The organism is Streptococcus sp. KHUD_015 (assembly GCF_051106265.1).
In the GTDB taxonomy this organism is placed as follows: domain Bacteria; phylum Bacillota; class Bacilli; order Lactobacillales; family Streptococcaceae; genus Streptococcus.
Genome location: NZ_CP193665.1, coordinates 295,476 through 312,373, shown reverse-complemented (window position 1 = coordinate 312,373; position 16,898 = coordinate 295,476). Strand labels below are relative to the sequence as shown.

Annotated in this window: 14 protein-coding genes and 2 pseudogenes; 12 read left to right on the top strand and 4 right to left on the bottom strand. The window is 37.9% G+C overall.

The annotated features are described in order from the left end of the window. Positions 1-134 precede the first annotated feature (134 nt). Positions 135-845: a hypothetical protein gene (locus ACORHU_RS01525; RefSeq protein WP_434364607.1), complete on the bottom strand. Its 711-nt coding sequence runs from the start codon at positions 843-845 to the stop codon at positions 135-137. Positions 846-1,369: 524 nt separating this feature from the next. On the opposite strand from ACORHU_RS01525, the gene ACORHU_RS01520 reads away from it, so the two are divergent. The 7 genes from ACORHU_RS01520 (at position 1,370) to ACORHU_RS01490 (ending at position 6,158) form a co-directional block, all read left to right on the top strand. Next, positions 1,370-1,630, top strand: a complete 261-nt coding sequence (locus ACORHU_RS01520) for a hypothetical protein (RefSeq protein WP_434364606.1) — start codon at positions 1,370-1,372, stop codon at positions 1,628-1,630. A gap of 10 nt (positions 1,631-1,640) precedes the next feature. After that, the gene (locus tag ACORHU_RS01515; protein ID WP_285306332.1) at positions 1,641-1,886 is read left to right on the top strand and encodes a hypothetical protein; all 246 of its coding nucleotides are present in this window, start codon (positions 1,641-1,643) and stop codon (positions 1,884-1,886) included. A 155-nt stretch (positions 1,887-2,041) separates the two neighbouring features. Further along, positions 2,042-2,647: an MT-A70 family methyltransferase gene (locus ACORHU_RS01510; RefSeq protein ID WP_434364605.1), complete on the top strand. Its 606-nt coding sequence runs from the start codon at positions 2,042-2,044 to the stop codon at positions 2,645-2,647. A gap of 162 nt (positions 2,648-2,809) precedes the next feature. After that, positions 2,810-4,960, top strand: coding sequence for a type IV secretory system conjugative DNA transfer family protein (locus ACORHU_RS01505; RefSeq protein ID WP_434364604.1), 2,151 nt, complete (start codon positions 2,810-2,812; stop codon positions 4,958-4,960). Then, a complete protein-coding gene (locus tag ACORHU_RS01500) occupies positions 4,947-5,717 on the top strand; it encodes a replication-relaxation family protein (protein ID WP_434364603.1) in 771 nt (256 codons plus the stop codon). Before ACORHU_RS01505 ends, ACORHU_RS01500 begins: the two co-directional genes overlap by 14 nt. Further along, positions 5,710-5,832: a hypothetical protein gene (locus ACORHU_RS01495; protein ID WP_434364602.1), complete on the top strand. Its 123-nt coding sequence runs from the start codon at positions 5,710-5,712 to the stop codon at positions 5,830-5,832. The genes ACORHU_RS01500 and ACORHU_RS01495 overlap by 8 nt, the downstream gene beginning before the upstream one ends. A 131-nt stretch (positions 5,833-5,963) precedes the next feature. Further along, on the top strand, positions 5,964-6,158 hold the full coding sequence (locus ACORHU_RS01490) for a hypothetical protein (protein WP_217472523.1): 195 nt from the start codon (positions 5,964-5,966) through the stop codon (positions 6,156-6,158). On the opposite strand, the gene ACORHU_RS01485 is transcribed toward ACORHU_RS01490, so the two are convergent. After that, complete coding sequence (locus tag ACORHU_RS01485; RefSeq protein WP_434364601.1) at positions 6,153-7,082, bottom strand: DUF2806 domain-containing protein; 930 nt, start codon at positions 7,080-7,082, stop codon at positions 6,153-6,155. The two genes, ACORHU_RS01490 and ACORHU_RS01485, sit on opposite strands and share 6 nt — an antisense overlap. A 140-nt stretch (positions 7,083-7,222) precedes the next feature. On the opposite strand from ACORHU_RS01485, the gene ACORHU_RS01480 reads away from it, so the two are divergent. From ACORHU_RS01480 to ACORHU_RS01465, 4 genes are all read left to right on the top strand, one after another. Beyond that, positions 7,223-8,893, top strand: coding sequence for a recombinase family protein (locus tag ACORHU_RS01480; RefSeq protein ID WP_434364600.1), 1,671 nt, complete (start codon positions 7,223-7,225; stop codon positions 8,891-8,893). Positions 8,894-9,536: 643 nt separating this feature from the next. After that, positions 9,537-9,785: a helix-turn-helix domain-containing protein gene (locus ACORHU_RS01475; RefSeq protein WP_023941498.1), complete on the top strand. Its 249-nt coding sequence runs from the start codon at positions 9,537-9,539 to the stop codon at positions 9,783-9,785. 454 nt (positions 9,786-10,239) lie between these two features. Next, entirely contained in the window at positions 10,240-11,448 is a 1,209-nt protein-coding gene (locus ACORHU_RS01470) for an ATP-binding protein (RefSeq protein ID WP_434364599.1), read from the top strand. 339 nt (positions 11,449-11,787) lie between these two features. Next, the gene (locus ACORHU_RS01465; protein ID WP_148877355.1) at positions 11,788-12,171 is read left to right on the top strand and encodes a tyrosine-type recombinase/integrase; all 384 of its coding nucleotides are present in this window, start codon (positions 11,788-11,790) and stop codon (positions 12,169-12,171) included. Positions 12,172-12,673: 502 nt separating this feature from the next. Here ACORHU_RS01465 and ACORHU_RS01460 read toward each other — a convergent pair. Further along, a pseudogene (locus ACORHU_RS01460) lies at positions 12,674-13,752 on the bottom strand (IS3 family transposase); the annotation flags it as partial. A 376-nt stretch (positions 13,753-14,128) separates the two neighbouring features. Here ACORHU_RS01460 and gshAB point away from each other — a divergent pair. Beyond that, positions 14,129-16,393 (top strand): bifunctional glutamate--cysteine ligase GshA/glutathione synthetase GshB, encoded by a 2,265-nt coding sequence (gshAB, locus tag ACORHU_RS01455; protein WP_434364598.1) that lies wholly within the window; start codon positions 14,129-14,131, stop codon positions 16,391-16,393. Positions 16,394-16,513: 120 nt separating this feature from the next. Here gshAB and ACORHU_RS01450 read toward each other — a convergent pair. Then, positions 16,514-16,897, bottom strand: a pseudogene (locus ACORHU_RS01450) (transposase); the annotation flags it as partial. Position 16,898: the final 1 nt, after the last annotated feature.

The following is a 16,898-nucleotide window of genomic DNA, read 5'->3' as shown; positions in this document are numbered from 1 at the left end:
TTACCTCCAAATTTTACCCACCGCTTGCTCGGTAGGTATACTTATTTCCTACCAAGTGCAAGGGCTACAATTCAGAAGTAAAATCCGAAAAGTGCGAAAATATTAAATTTTATAGCTTAATTATACACTAATATTTATGTTTTGTCAATAGAACCTATAAACTCTTGGAATCGAGTGGTGTAAGTATCATTAGTTAATTTACTCATATACTTAATTGCCTGTGTTTTAAAATTATTCTCATATAAAAATTTCAAAATATCAAATAGATACTTATTATTAGCAATTTGATGAATATGCCTGTCGATAAATTGAATCTTATCGTCATTTGATATTTCTTCTTTAGACAAATATGTTTTAAAAATTCTATCTAAATAAACATTATTACTTATTTTAGAAATCATTTTATCAATAAAGTCTTGCATAATTTCATCATTGTGGAATCCACTTTCAACAGCATACTCAATCACTCTACTAATATGAACAGAATTTGTCATTTTTTCAAAACATAAATTCATAGCACTTTCGTTTTTCATATCAAAAGCTATCAAGCATAATTTTTCAAGTTTAGCGTTATTATCAGTGTTAATAATGGCTTTTTGTAAATCTTCAAGAGTCTTAATTTTTAAGTCAATATTGACAGTATTTTCTATAGTGAAATAGAACACCTCTTTTAAAAAGTTATACGTAATGTCATTAGTAATAATATCTATTAGTTTATCCTTATCTTTACAACTAATATTTTCCGAATTTTTTACTAAGCTAATCATGCTTGATTTGACATCATCGCTTTCTTCAATTAGATGTTTACCAACAAAATAGTTTAAAGCATCAGTAGAATCTTCCATTTTCCCCACCTTCAATTTTTTCATTAATATTTTAGACGGATTTCTACTCCGACTCAATAGGTAGCCAATAACATTTTTCGAATAGTTTCCAAGACTATCTTCAAAACATACCAAAAATTCTCTTACGAAAGTCGTCCTACCAATATAACTTCTATGATTTTGATTTAACATGAGCATATCCATAAATGTCGCAAAGCATAGATGATACATGATTTTGCCTCCATTCTGTTGTTTTTGTTGTTTTTAGGTGCTAGTTCAGGAATGTGATTAGTATTATACTAAAATCATCAAAGGAAAAAGTCGACTCCCCCTCTGATAAACCTTTTACTTTTATTATACTCTTTTAAGGAGGAAAATTCTCTTGCTAACATTACTTATCTTTTTACCGTATCTTCTAACCTCAGCTGTTGCGATATATTTCACAAAGAAAAGGTCTAGAAAATAATTGACTACAGGTTTATATTAGGTTGTGTAAGCCCCACTAATATAAACCTGCCTCTATGGGGCTATTAAGGAGAAAAACTATGCTTCCACAAAATACTCAAAACCAAACAGATGTAACTCCTCAACTGGCGAATCCATTTCAGCTTGAAGTTGCCAAATCACTTTCGAAGGAGATGGCGGTACTTCAAAAGAATCAGCTTCTGACGGCAGACATTCTTAACAAAGTAGGCGACCTTTCGAAGCTCGAGGCAGATATTCTGGCAAAAACTCCCCATGCCAAGGAACGCACAGATTTCATCATCAAGACTTTTGCCTTGGTTGCCTCCCGACAAATAAGATAGGAGGTTCCCTATGAATGAGCTTATCTTGCCCATAATTTTTGCCGTTTCTCTTGGCTTTGTGGCTGGCGTTATTGCCTTGTTGGTATATCTTGATTCTCAATCTAAAAAACAACCTGTCAAAGAGAAAAACAAAAATCTTCCTCCTGTTTACACTGAAGAAGAAATTGAACTAGCTCAATTTCTCGAAAAAAGGCAAGCCGTCAACGAGGCATTCCTTTCAGCTCAGGCGGAACTACTCAAAGAACTTAGAAAGTGAAGTAATTTTTACATCACTGAATAAAACAGCAATATGATAGTACCTTAACAGATACAGCACCATTCTCATCGCTCCTAATCCATAAACTGCTTATGCTCCCTTTTGCTAGTGATTTCTGGTATGCTCGAAGCGTCACAAACAGAAAGGATTTTAAAATGACACAACCAACTCAACCAAAGAAATTCAAAACCATCCTCGCTGATGTTCCCTATATGAAGAACCAAACGGGTAGCTACGGAGCCTGCAAACATTACAACCTGATGAGCCACGAGGAAATCCGCAATATGCCCATCAAGGATATCGCTGCAGACAACGCCCATCTCTGGTTTTGGACTTCCAACTCTTATATGGAAGAATCTTACGATATTATTCGGGCGTGGGGCTTTGAGCCAAAAAGCATTTTCACTTGGGTCAAGCCAACGCTCGGCTTGGGAACTTACCTGCGAAATTCCACCGAGCATGTAATTTTCGCAACTCGTGGAAAAGCTCCTATCAAGTTTAAAGGTCAAATGAATTGGGGCTTCTTCCCCAAACAAGACCATAGCCATAAGCCCGAGGAACTCTTTGCTATCATCGAACGCTGTTCTGAACCAGATTATTTGGAGCTCTTTGCAAGGCGACCTGTGTCTTCTAATAAAAAATGGGCTATATGGGGTAATGAAGTTGAGAGCGACATTATTATCTCTCACTATCCCGTTCCTCAATATTCTAAAAACCCCATTGACTACAGAAAGGCAGATGATGAAGTGTGCGAAAAATAGTTGGCTACACCTTGCTTTTCGTTCTGCTGGCTTATTTGGTCAATCGGGCGGTTCACTGGCTAATCGAAATTGCCCTACCCTTAAGCTTGCTTGCCGTATTACTTGGTGGCGGAATGCTTGCCTTTCGCTACTGGAAAAACAAAAGAGATTGGAGGTGAACCGATGAAGCGCCCAACAAATTTTGAAGCATTCGAGATGGATTACACTCGCCCCGTGGAATTTCAAGACATACTGGATTTGATGGTGCGACTCTCAGGCTACACCAGACGCCAGCCCTTCGTTTTGGAGATTCGTTTAATGAAAAACGAGGTGCGATATTTGCTTCTCAGTAGCCCACTGGACACGCCCTATTTACACAAAATGATGCAGGTTTCCAATGACATTCAGTTTTCAAAACTTCGCCCTAAAGAGCGAAAAACATCTGAAAAAGCGTGGCGTGTAGCTATCAAACGCAACCATTTTAGCCTCAAAACAGATGGTGTTGAAAATTTCACTCGTTCCTTTTTGGCACTGAGTCATCACCTAAAACCGCAGGAAGAAATTTGTGTACAGGTTGTAGTGGGCAAGTCGCGTCCGCCACAACCGCTGGCTCGTGATTTATCGCACCTCAACGCCACTTGGTGGCAATGGATTTCGGGTAATATTCCAAAACTTTCCAAAGATGCTGACAAGTTAATTCGGGAAAAACTCTGCCATGCCCAGTTTCAAGCAGATGTACGGATCGGCGTGCGAAGTGATAGTCATTTTCGTAAGAATGAGCTATACCATACCGTTTTAGGAGCCTTTCGAATGTTAGAATCCAGCGGTGTCGAACTTTTTCTCAACCCAATTTCCAGCGAGAAAGTGAATAAAGTTCAAATTCCGTGGTCTTTTCCACTCACCCTTTCTTCGCAGGAGCTTGCCAGTTTTTGGCTTGCCCCTATTGGCGAAGGCGAGCTGGCTGGGATTGCTAATATTCACCCCAAAATTCTCCGCCTGCCTTTGGGATATAAAGCGCCAGATGTGCCTGTTCGAAAATTTGGTGAAAGCCTCAAAAACGAACCACTCCAGATTTTACCTCGAGACGCTACTCAACATTTATTAGTTTTAGGCGGAACGGGTGTCGGTAAATCTACCCTACTCGCCCAGTTCATTTTAACAGATATTCAGGCAGGTAGAAGCACGCTGTTAATTGACCCAAAAGGCGACTTGGTGCGAGAAGTGTTGGCTCATTTCCCAAAAGAACGGCGAGCTGATTTGGTTATCATCGACCCCAGCTCCAGCAACAAAATTATCAGTCTAAACCCCTTTGACCTGACTCGTTACACCTCGCCTGAGCTGGTGGCAGATATGTTGCTTAATCTTTTTCAAGAACTTTTCAGCGACAACTGGGGTATTCGCACGGTTGATGTTCTCAGCCATGCCTTAACCGTCCTGTCACAAGTTGAAAATTCCAATCTTACCCAACTGCCTCAATTTTTAACCAACCTTGCCTTTCGCCATCAGATACTTTCGCAGATTTCCGACCCCTTTCTCTTGGATTTTTGGCAGAGCTACAACCAGCTAAGTGAAGCAAACCGTGAGGTATTAATCTCGCCCGTTCTGAACAAAGTTCGTCAGCTATTATTGCGAAAAGAACTGCGAGCTATGCTTGCCTCTACTTCGAAAAAATTTAACCTGATGGAGCTTTTCACCAGTAGAAAAGTAGTCTTGGTTAACCTCAACAGAGGGCAGATTGGGGTGACAAACGCTAAATTTATAGGGTCGCTTATCACTAACTACATCTACCAGCTAACCCTCCACCAAGCCCGTCTCGCCCCTGAAAATCGCCCTTTCCTGCCCATTTACATTGATGAGCTGGGGCAATTCCTTAAGCTCCCTGTGGATTTGGAGGATGCTCTCGCGGTGTCTCGTTCGATGAAAGTGGGCTACATTCTCGCCAGCCAGCACCTGACGCAACTGCCACCAACTCTCCGTACCAGCATTTTGAGTAATTGTCGCAGTAAAATCATTTTCACGCTGGAACACCACGAAGCCAAGGAACTCGCCAGCCAAGCTCCAGAGCTAACTTTCGAAGATTTTATGACTCTTGCACCTTTTCACTTTTATGCCCAAATGCCGATTTTTTACAACCACTTCAAGTGGGTCTCAGGGCAAAGTCTGCCTCTTTCGAAAAATGCTAAGCCAATTGATGAACTTTATGCCGAAAGTTTGGAACGCTACGGCGACGATTTAGTCAATTTCGAAAATATCCCACTTCAAAACAAGAAAGATGAAACGCCGCCCAAAAACTTAGGACGGAAGAAGCGAGGAGGACAAAATGGAGAAAATTGAACTAACGGAAAAAGAACGAGAGATTTTAACCCTACTCGCCCAGTGCCGTTATGCGACCACCAAGCAGATTGTTGCCCTCTATTTTCAGGATAGCCAGCATTCGCGAACTGCTTTCCGAAGAGCTAACTTGCTTTTAAACCAGATCAAAAATCGCCAACTCATCAATCACCTCGAACGGCGAATCGGTGGTGTACGAGCAGGTTCAGGCAGTTTCGTTTGGCACATCACGGCAAAAGGTTTGAAATCTCTAAAGCGACCGCACCGCTTCAAAAACAAGTGTGAACCCACCGCCCACCACTTGGAACACACGCTGGCGGTGACACAAGCGTATGTTTTTCTGAAATTGTTGGAAGAAGCTGGCAAAATCCAGCTGGAACGGTTCGATTTTGAGCCCACCTGCCACCGCACCTACGCCACCTTTTCGGGCAAGAAGATTTTTCTCAAGCCCGATGCTTTTGCCCAGCTGGTTTTGGGCGAATATGAGGACAGTTATTTTTATGAAATTGATATGGCGACCGAAACCCTCAATCAAGTGGTGAACCAGTGTAAAAAATACATCGCCTACTACCAAACAGGCATTGAACAGCGAGAACAAGACGGTGTGTTTCCACTGGTTCTATGGATTGTGCCGCACGACAAACGAAAAGAAGTGATTTCGAAGAAAATCGAAAGCGAGCTGAATAATTTTCAGCCAATGTTTCAGGTGGTGACGCTGGAAGAATTTAGTGAATGGATTGGAGGACGAACAGATGAATAATGAAAAAGAACGAATTGTCAAAATCGGGCGAGCAACTTTTAAGATTGACCGAAGATTTGGTGGTTCGAAAAGTTTGAAAGAGTTACTGGAAAAGCTGATTTTGAAGGAAAAATAAAGAATTGTTCTACGTATTGACAAAACATTTATTTTATAGTATAATTTGAACATACTTAAAAACGAAGTAGAACTTTACAGACCTGTGGATTGTAATTGTTCTATTTCGTTTTTTCTTTTTGAGGAGGTAAGATGGGAATAATTAAATTTTTTAAAGATAGAGCACTCGAACGCCGAGTTAGGGCTTTCGAGGAACTTCTAATGTTCTCCCGAAGAGCAGATAATGGAGAGATAACACTCCCTAAAGGAGTATACATTCCGATTTTGAAATCAACAAGACAGGTCAAAAAATACAATCGTAAAATTAAAAAATTGAACGGTTTATGATTTATGAGTCCTGTTTGGGACTCTTTTTTTAAGAATATTAATGTCAGTATCTACAATAACATCCCCATCTTCAATTTCTAAAATAGGATGAACTTCAACAACTAAATCTACTTCTAACGATTCCTTAATATTATTCGCTAAATCCAAAACAAATCCTTTACAACTAACATCTTCGATGAGATTATAAATTTGTTGACCAAATCTTGTTAAAGGATAGCTTTCGAATTTAAACACCATCTCATCTGATAAAGTTTCTGAATAAAATCTAACAAATAAATTCCCATTAGAGAATCCGTTGCAAGTTTCGACATCTAATTCAATATCATGGTTTTGGGTCACACCCATATTAATCAGACCGCACTCTTCCATGAGCAAAAAATCATAGTCATTAATTCCATACTTTTCATATATTTCTATTTGTGAATCTGATGGAGCATAAATATATATATTCCCATCGGGTTCTGACAATGCTAATTTTGCCAGTTTTGAAAATGTTTCTGCTTCATATTGGCTAAGTAATTTCATAGATTCAATAAATCGAAAAGAATATTTTCCCTTGTTGTTAGCTTCCTCACTCAGAATTTTCGCCCAAATTGCTTTCATATCATCATCTGATACTCTTGATGCAGCATCAAAAAATCTATCAAACCACTCAAAGGAAAACTCAACGCCTGAACTATTCTCTATTTTTCGATATGTTTGAGCAAGTTTACCAATATCCATAGCATTCTTACATTTAGCTAACTCTAAAGGAGAAAATCTTGGGTTATTTGTATCAATCATTTCATATAGTTTTGCAACACTTCCACTCTTTATGACTTCCTTTATCCCAAGTCTATAACCTATATAAGAAACTACAGCTCCAGAAATAGTAGGAAATATTAAATTTGGAAGAGTTTCATTTAGAATAACAGGCAATTCCATACTAACACCTCAATATTTTTATTAACCTCATTCTACCATAAATTACCTAAAAAATCGCTTACAACCCATAAACCGCTGGACTTCTTCGCCCTTTCGAGGTATCCTGTCCATGGGTTAGAGTGTAATTGAAAGGAGACACTATGACAAACAGCACATTAACAAGGCAGATTCCAAATTGGACGGAGGTTGAGTTTGAAGGTTTGAGCGAGATTAGCGTTTTGTATTGTAGACTTTCCGCAGAAGACGCAAACGAAGGTGAATCTAACTCAATTTCCAACCAACGCTTGATTTTAAGCAAACTGGCGGAGCAAGAGAATTTGAGTAACCCAATTGTATTTTACGATGATGGCTATTCGGGTTCAAATGCCCAGCGTCCAGCTTTCCAACAGGCTCTTGCATTGGTTGAAAACAACCAAGTTTCGAATTTTGTGGTAAAGGATTTGAGCCGTGTTTCAAGAGATTACCTGCTTTCAGGAAATCTTTTGGAGGTGGTTTTCCCTTCGAAAAACATTCGCTTCATTTCCCTACAAGAAAATATAGATAGCAACAAGAAATCCAGCCAAGATGCCTATCTCACACCCTTAGTTTCCCTGTTTAACAACTGGTATAGTATGCAGTGTAGCGAGAAAATTAAGCTTTCGAAACATACCAAAGCCAAAAATGGCGAAAAAATCGGTTGGATTACCCCTTATGGATATCTCAATAATCCAGAAAATCGTAAGGAGTGGTTGGTAGATGAATATGCTTCAGAAATCGTTAAACGAATATTTTCGGAGTATATTTCAGGCAGAACGCCAACTGAGATAGCTCAAGGTTTAAGGTGTGACAAAATTCTCACTCCTGCTCGCTACAAAATAAATCTGGGCATTGCGAACTATCGGATTTTAGAGAGTGACCCTTGTTATTGGAAAACTCAGATGATTTGGCAAATATTAGAAAAAGAGGAGTATATCGGCTCAACCATTAACTTGAAAACCGCAAAAATTTCCTATAAACAGCGAAATTGTCGCCTGAGACCTCGTGAAGATTGGCTAATTTTCCCAGATAGCCACGAAGCGATTATTTCGAAGGAAGATTTTGAAATTGCAAGAAAAATGATGAACCACAAGCGAGTCGTTCAAAGACATAACTGGAAAGATAAACCAGGACATGAAAACTTGTTTGCAGGCTTGCTTTATTGCGAAAACGGACATAAACTCAGTTTTTGTCCACAAGAAAAAGCTGGTGTGAATCTCGACCATTATAAATGTCACCATTTTAAGCGAGCTGGCGATACTTGTTCGGGCGGTCACTATCTTCGTAAAGAAGTATTGGAAAACCTAATTTTAAACGAGCTTCAAGAACTGATAAACTCGTTTCAGATTAACGAAGCAGATTTATTACAACGCTTGAAGGACAAGTTTGAAATCAAAGAAACCAAGAAGTTCAGCGAACTGCAAAAACAGCTGACCAAAAATAAACAGCGAATGGTGGAATTGGATACTATCATCCAGCGACTCTACGAAAGGCAACTGTTGGGTGAGATTGCAGACGACCGCTTCAAAAAATTGTGCGACAGCTATGAGGCGGAACAAGCCGAGTTGAATGAAAAAGTCCAAACCGCCACCGAAACTCTTGGGGTGAAAATGAAATCTGCCCACAACATTGAAAAATTTATGACAACCATTCGAAAATATACTCAGCTTGAGAAGTTGACACCGAAAATTATCAACGAATTGATTGATAAGATTATTATTCACCAACCGATTGGTAGAGGCAAGAATAGACAAATTAAACTGGAAATACACTACCGATTTATTGGTGATATTTAAGTATTTAAAAGAGCGAGTTATAGATTGCTGCCCTATATATAATAATAGGACTGCTGAGTGAAGTGTGGTATAATTAGCATATGAAATTCATTCTCAAATTTCCAATAATTTTAGCAAATACTCAAATATTATATATAAGAGTTGCCATAAAATATCCGATATTTTATTTCATACCAAAGAACTCTACACTTATAATGAACAGTATGTCTCTTATTGGAATACTATTATATGTGTTCCACATAGTTTTCCAACTTCCTTTAAAACAGAAACTCTTTCAATTACTTTTTTAGATACCTTAAGTGAATACGAATTAAGAGAAAAAATTAATTCACTTGCTTATAATTCTCAAATTCCTACTTTCACACTACAACAAATTTTACTAGATTGGACTCAACAAATAGGAATATATCTAGATCAAAATGGAATTTCAGCTCATAAATTATTCCAAAACAGCACTCATGATTTCCTATTCCAACGACGCTTTCATTCAATTGAATCTTTTCAGGATTACTTTGATTATTACTGGTCACATGCTAAGAAATTTGCAACAAACATTGAAAACCAAAAAAATAGTATTCAACGCATCGTCGAATACATAGATCATCACTACTATAAAGATATAAATCGTTCTATATTAGCAGATATGGTTTATCTCAGCGCAGATCATTTAGCTAGAATTTTTAAAAAAGAAACTGGAGAAACTCTTGTTAAATATATAACGGATAAGCGCATTAATGCTGCTAAATCTCTCCTATCTCAAACAAATATCTCGATATCACAAGTGTCTTGTCAAGTAGGGTATGATAATTATTCCTACTTTACTAAAATTTTTAAACAAAGGACTGGACTTTCTCCTGGAGATTACCGTAAAACTTATCAAAACAAAATGTAAGCAATCTAAATCATGGAAATAATAAGTAAAATCCAAGGTCTGTAGTAATTTTTGATATTTTACAGTTTTTCCAAAGATAAGTCTAATGATCATTTTTTAGATTATCATCAGCACAATATCTTTCAGTCCAACATAGCTTCAAAAATGTCTTTAAAATTGTTGACAAGACAACTTCTTAAAAAGTCAGTTTGAAAAGAAAATCCAGTAAATATTTCTAAGATAAAACGTGTACTATCAAGCTTTTATGTACCTGATAGTATGCGCTTTTTTATTATGAATACTTGCTATAAAACCTCACAAGATTTACTATCATGCCATACCAAAATGGACTATTTTTTGATTATAGAAAAATATTATTTTCAATTTTTTAAAAATAATTAAATGAATTAAATGTTATTTCTAAATATTTGAAAATAATTTCTATTTGTGTTATACTATCTTTGAGGTATCTATTATGAACTATATTAAAAGACCACATTATTTAGACTTTTTAAGAAGACATCGTGACCGCCAAATCATTAAGGTGGTGAGTGGAGTTAGACGAGCTGGTAAATCTGTTCTCTTTCAACTCTATAAAGAGGAATTACTAGCAACTGGGGTAGACGAAGATCAACTCATATCCATCAATTTTGAGGATCTGAGTTATTATGACCTGCGACATTTTCAAACATTATTTGCTTATATAAAAGAGCGATTAGTTGAGGAAAAAACATACTATATCTTTTTAGATGAAATTCAACATGTTGAAAAATTTGAACTAGTAGCAGATAGTCTATTCATCTTGCCAAATGTTGACCTCTATTTGACTGGGTCGAACGCCTACTTTATGAGCAGCCAATTAGCAACAAATTTGACTGGGCGTTATGTTGAAATAGAGGTTCTTCCTTTATCATTTGAAGAATACCTATCAGGTCAATTTCTCTCAGAGAATCTGAATACAACAGAAATTTTTAACAATTATCTCTTTAGTGCTTTCCCTTACTTATTGCAAACATCATCTTACGCTGAAAAAATTGATTATCTCAGAGGAATATATAACTCCATACTGTTAAATGATATTGTCACTAGATTGGGAAATCCAAATCCTACTATTATTGAGCGCATTGTACGAACCCTTCTCAGTAGTACAGGTAGCTTAATATCAACAAATAAGATTCGCAATACCCTTGTCAGCCAAAATGTTTCAATATCCCACAATACTTTGGAAAATTATTTGACGACTTTGACAGACAGTTTACTTTTTTATTCCGTTCCACGTTTTGATGTAAAAGGCAGAGCATTATTACAACGCTTAGAAAAATATTATCCCGTTGATTTAGGTTTACGACACCTCTTATTGCCAGACCACAAAGAAGATATTGGTCATATCTTGGAAAATATTGTTTATTTGGAATTGAGACGTAGATATTCACAAGTATATGTTGGTAATTTAGATAAATATGAGGTTGATTTTGTTGTTGTAACTGATCTTGGTCACTACGCTTATTATCAGGTCAGTGAAACAACACTTGCTCCAGAAACACTAGAAAGAGAACTTAGACCACTAGAAGCCATTAAAGATCAATTCCCAAAATATCTATTAACAATGGATACAATTCAGCCAACAGCCAATTACAATGGAATTGAGAAAAAAAATATCATAGATTGGTTACTAGAAAAGTAAATAAGTATAAATCATATAGCTAACTAGATTTGCAACAGTCTGTTATCAATGATTCTCCCTAAAACCTAACAAGATATAGTGAATTTAGAACACACTATCTAATGGGATAAAGTGGAATCTATAACTTCTGGAAGAACTATTATTACTCATAATGACGAATCTCCATTGAATTTTAATAACGATTTAATAATCAAACAGACTATAAAGAGACTGAGCAATCAGGCTTTAAAATCAGAAAAACGCATAATATCAAGGATTGAATGAACAACCTTGATATTATGCGTTTTATTATGGAAATATTTGCTTCATTTTCTCCGCAAATAGAGTTTTTGCTATCCTATTTTCTCTATTTTTAATGACTTACTTCAACTTCATACCTCTTGGAAAAAACAACAAAAATACGAACTAGCACAGTTCGGTATCATCAGCAATCCAGAACAATTTGTCTTTACCTATATAGATACAAAGGAAAACATAAACAAACCTCTCCACTCTGATTACCTAAATAACAAAATGAAAAGCATTCGAAAACGTCACAAAGAGTTAGCACACGCTACACCTCATAAATTACGACATACAGGGGCAACGGCTGGAACATCTATTGAAGCTATTTCTGAGGCTCTAACACATAGTGAGACAGGCACAACTCAAATTTATGTCAACACTTCAAATGTCATTCCAATGGCTGTTGGAGAGATTGCTTATCGCAATCTTAAAAAGTAATGGTGTGAACCATGAAGTGTTGTAAATGCTGTATTGTAGCTGGTTCTTAACGTTTTGAGAATTGTGATGCTTTACGAGCTTTCTTAAGACCTGGTTTGGAAAGTATGAGTTTCAGTTGGACTAAAAATAGCGTAATATCAAGGTTTTTATGAACGATATTTACTGATTGATTTCATAAAATTTGAATCAATATTTCTTAAATAGGGGAATAGTTCGGTTCTGTAAGTATTAATATAATACACCTACAAAGCTTATTATATCAGATTTTCCCCAGTTTTAGAAAAATAGGTAGAGAAAAAAAACAACATCTGGATTTTCCAAAAAATCTTGACAAAGTCCTCATATAACCGTTTCTGCATTTTATTATATCATTTTTGACTTAGAAAATAATATATAATAGAAGATGATTCGTCTTTTTAAACGGACTTATCAAAAACTGGAATTCTATCAATATTTTGGACACATTTTGGGAGGAAACGCCCTTCGGTTGCTGGACCCCTTCTACGACCAATTCTCTGTACTCTACAGGGGACTGGTCATTCAATTTTTGTTGAATTCTAGTTTCATTATAAAATATGATGTAATTTTTGACAATATCTGTTATACTATCTCCAGTTATGTTTCTTCACTTATGGAGATAGAAGGTTTCAGACTTTAGGACGGAATGAAACCATTCGATACAGGCATTATCTGCTGGTGTTCCCTTACGGGACATGGAGCGGGTGATGCCTTTTTCTACACAAGCCTGATAGTAAGCTTTTGAGGTGTAAACCGATCCCTGATCACTGTGTAAGATCGCTCCTTGAGGTAATTCCAATTGATGGAGCGTGTCCAACACAAAGTCCGTATCCTGACAATCTGAGATGGTATAAGCCACAATCTCACGATTATAAAGATCCATGATGGAGGACAAGTATAGCTTACATTTACCTAAGTATAAATAAGTAATATCTGTGACAAGCTTCTCCATAGGCTTGTCTGCTTGAAAATCACGATCCAGCTTATTGTCTGTTACATGGTAAGGCTTCCCTAATTTAGGTTCCTTCTTGGGACGGGCACGGCAAAGGTAGCCCTTTTCCTTCATGATACGATAGACCTTCTTGCGATTAACGACGAGGTTATAAACTTTCTTTAGTAAGCGAGTGATGGTTCGATAGCCGTAAATAAAGTGATTTTCTATACAGAGTTGTTCGATTTTATCTGCTATTTCGCCTCTTTTCTGAGAATTCTTACACTCCTGTTTCCAGCGATAAAAGGTGGAGCGTTTGACGCCGAAACATTCTAAAATAATAGATACAGGGAACGTTTTCTTATACTCTTCTACTAGCTTGATAAGACTTACTTTGTCGATTCTCTTATCAAGCTCTGATACTTTTTTAGTAATTCTACCTGCAATCGTAACTGTTCCACTTCAGATAACTGTTTCATCCCATTACCATAAGTATATTGTTTCCCCACGGGTTGGTGGAAACGGTACAATTCATCATTCTGATACCATCGCTACCAGGTCTTGGCCTGACTAGCATTTTTGATGCTGAGGGTATCCATGATAACTTTATTTGATTTGCCTGCCTTCTTCATTTCGATACAGGCTAGCTTAGTTTCTACTGAATATGCTTTTTGACCATAACAAAACACCCCTGTTTCTAGTTTACCACAACAGGAGTGTTTTCTTGTGTCTCATTTTATGGGTGCAGTGCCGACCCTAGGGATTCTTTCGTTCTCATATATACGTCATTAGTATAGGCTAATTTGATTTAAATTGCAAGAGAAATAACATTTTACATAAAAATCGGTGGGTATTTTACAATTTTTGCATATAATAGAGCTAAAAAGCAACTGGTTTTAAGAATTCTTATCTAAAACATTCGAAAATTCCCCTTAACCGTAGCGGAAAGTTGTTTTCTTTTCCCTGTTATAATATACTATTACTAACATTAGATGAAAAGGTGACTCTATGACTATAAATCAACTGCTTCAAAAGCTGGAGCCTACTAGCCCTATCCTTCAAGCTAACTTTGGAATTGAACGCGAAAGTCTTCGTGTCGATAGACAGGGAAAATTAGCACATACGCCTCACCCTTCCTGCCTAGGAGCTCGAAGTTTCCACCCTTATATTCAAACAGATTTTTGTGAGTTTCAGATGGAACTCATCACACCAGTTGCTAAATCTACCACTGAGGCTCGTCGATTTCTTGGAGCCATTACCGATGTAGCTGGACGTTCCATCAGTAAAGATGAACTTCTCTGGCCCTTGTCCATGCCTCCTCGTATCAACGCCCAAGAAATCCAAGTTGCCCAACTGGAAAATGAATTTGAACGCCATTATCGTAACTACCTAGCCGAAAAATACGGAACTAAACTACAAGCTATCTCAGGTATCCACTATAATATGGAACTAGGGAAAGATTTGGTTGAAGCCCTATTCCAAGAAAATGACCAGATTGATATAATTGCTTTCAAAAACGCCCTCTATCTCAAGCTGGCTCAGAACTATTTGCGCTATCGTTGGGTGATTACCTATCTCTTTGGTGCTGCACCTGTTGCTGAGCAAGGCTTCTTCGACCAAGAAGTGCCAGAACTCGTGCGTTCCTTCCGAAACAGCGACCATGGTTATGTCAATAAGGAAGAAATACAAGTATCTTTTGCAAGCCTAGAAGACTATGTCTCTGCCATCGAAAACTATATCGAACAAGGTGATTTGATTGCGGAAAAGGAATTTTACTCGGCTGTTCGTTTCCGTGGACAAAAGGTTAATCGCTCCTTCCTTGACAAGGGAATCACCTACCTAGAATTCCGTAACTTCGACCTCAACCCCTTTGAGCGTATCGGTATTAGCCAAACTACCATGGATACCGTACACCTACTCCTTCTAGCCTTCCTCTGGCTGGATACCCCTGAAAATGTTGATCAGGCTCTGGCTCAAGGTCACGCGCTGAATGAAAAAATTGCCCTCTCTCATCCTTTAGAACCTCTACCTTCTGAAGCTGAAACTCAGAACATTACGACAGCTCTAGACCAACTGGTGCAACATTTTGGGCTTGGTGACTATCATCGAGGTCTGGTCAAACAAGTTAAAGATGCCTTTTCAGATTCCAGTCAGACACTAGCTGCTCAACTTCTTCCTCATATCAAAGACAAGTCCCTTTCTGACTTTGCCCTTGACAAGGCGCTTGCCTATCATGATTACGACTGGACTGCCCACTATGCCCTTAAGGGTTATGAGGAGATGGAACTTTCTACCCAGATGCTGCTCTTTGATGCCATTCAAAAAGGGCTTCATTTTGAAATCCTAGATGAGCAGGATCAATTCCTTAAACTCTGGCATAAAGATCATGTTGAGTACGTCAAAAATGGTAACATGACCTCAAAAGACAACTATGTAGTTCCTCTTGCCATGGCTAATAAAACCGTGACCAAAAAAATCCTGGCTGATGCTGGTTTCCCTGTCCCTGCCGGCGACGAATTTACCAGTCTAGAACAAGGTCTAGCCTACTATCCTCTTATCAAGGGCAAACAAATTGTGGTTAAACCAAAATCAACCAACTTCGGTCTGGGCATTTCCATTTTCCAAGAGCCTGCCAGCCTTGATAACTATAAGAAAGCTCTCGAGATTGCCTTTGCAGAAGATACAGCTGTTCTTGTTGAAGAATTTATCCCAGGAACCGAATACCGTTTCTTCATTCTGGACGGGCGTTGTGAGGCTGTCCTCCTTCGTGTCGCTGCTAATGTTGTCGGTGATGGCAAACACACCATTCGTGAATTAGTCGCTCAGAAAAATGCCAATCCATTGCGAGGCCGTGACCACCGCTCACCTCTGGAAATCATTAAGCTAGGAGACATCGAACAATTGATGTTGACTCAGCAAGGTTATGCACCTGATGATATTCTCCCAGAAGGGAAAAAGGTCAATCTCCGCCGTAACTCCAACATCTCTACGGGTGGTGACTCTATTGATGTCACTGAGACAATAGATTCCTCTTACCAAGAATTGGCAGCAGCTATGGCAACTAGCATGGGGGCCTGGGCTTGCGGGGTTGACCTCATCATTCCAGATAGAACTCAGCCTGCTAGCAAGGAAAAACCTCATTGCACTTGTATCGAGCTCAACTTCAATCCCTCTATGTATATTCACACCTACTGTGCTGAAGGTCCTGGACAAGCTATCACTCCAAAAATCCTAGACAAGCTTTTTCCAGAAGTTACCACAAGTCAAACCTAAAACCTAATTCTTAGGAACAAACAAATCACCTTTATCTCGATGATATGATACCTCTTAAGTAGACAAGGTAAATACCTAAAATCTACGGCTCTTTGTCAACTGTAGTGGGTTGAAGAAAAGCTAAGCTCGAGAAAGGACACATTTCGTCCTTTCTTTTTTGATATTCAGAGCGATGAAAATTCGCTTCTTGAAGTTTTCAAAGTTCCGAAAACCAAAGGCATTGCGCTTGATAAGTTTGATGAGATTATTGGTTGCTTCCAATTTGGCGTTGGAATAGGGTAGTTGAAGGGCCTTGACGATTTTCTCTTTGTTCTTTAGAAAGGTTTTAAAGACAGTCTGAAAAAGAGGATGAATCTGCTTTAGATTGTCCTCAATGAGTCCGAAAAATTTTTCTGGTTCCTTATTCTGAAAGTGAAAAAGTAAGAGCTGATAGAGATGATAGTGGTGTTTCAAGTCTTCTGAATAGCTCAAAAGCTTGTCTAGAATTTCTTTATTGCCTAAATTG

Excerpts from the sequence above, each read along its gene's own strand:
- ACORHU_RS01525 (WP_434364607.1), bottom strand. The coding sequence starts at position 845 with ATGGAAGATTCTACTGATGCTTTAAACTATTTTGTTGGTAAACATCTA.
- ACORHU_RS01520 (WP_434364606.1), top strand. The coding sequence starts at position 1,370 with ATGCTTCCACAAAATACTCAAAACCAAACAGATGTAACTCCTCAACTG.
- ACORHU_RS01515 (WP_285306332.1), top strand. The coding sequence starts at position 1,641 with ATGAATGAGCTTATCTTGCCCATAATTTTTGCCGTTTCTCTTGGCTTT.
- ACORHU_RS01510 (WP_434364605.1), top strand. The coding sequence starts at position 2,042 with ATGACACAACCAACTCAACCAAAGAAATTCAAAACCATCCTCGCTGAT.
- ACORHU_RS01505 (WP_434364604.1), top strand. The coding sequence starts at position 2,810 with ATGAAGCGCCCAACAAATTTTGAAGCATTCGAGATGGATTACACTCGC.
- ACORHU_RS01500 (WP_434364603.1), top strand. The coding sequence starts at position 4,947 with ATGGAGAAAATTGAACTAACGGAAAAAGAACGAGAGATTTTAACCCTA.
- ACORHU_RS01495 (WP_434364602.1), top strand. The coding sequence starts at position 5,710 with ATGAATAATGAAAAAGAACGAATTGTCAAAATCGGGCGAGCAACTTTT.
- ACORHU_RS01490 (WP_217472523.1), top strand. The coding sequence starts at position 5,964 with ATGGGAATAATTAAATTTTTTAAAGATAGAGCACTCGAACGCCGAGTT.
- ACORHU_RS01485 (WP_434364601.1), bottom strand. The coding sequence starts at position 7,082 with ATGGAATTGCCTGTTATTCTAAATGAAACTCTTCCAAATTTAATATTT.
- ACORHU_RS01480 (WP_434364600.1), top strand. The coding sequence starts at position 7,223 with ATGACAAACAGCACATTAACAAGGCAGATTCCAAATTGGACGGAGGTT.
- ACORHU_RS01475 (WP_023941498.1), top strand. The coding sequence starts at position 9,537 with ATGGTTTATCTCAGCGCAGATCATTTAGCTAGAATTTTTAAAAAAGAA.
- ACORHU_RS01470 (WP_434364599.1), top strand. The coding sequence starts at position 10,240 with ATGAACTATATTAAAAGACCACATTATTTAGACTTTTTAAGAAGACAT.
- gshAB (WP_434364598.1), top strand. The coding sequence starts at position 14,129 with ATGACTATAAATCAACTGCTTCAAAAGCTGGAGCCTACTAGCCCTATC.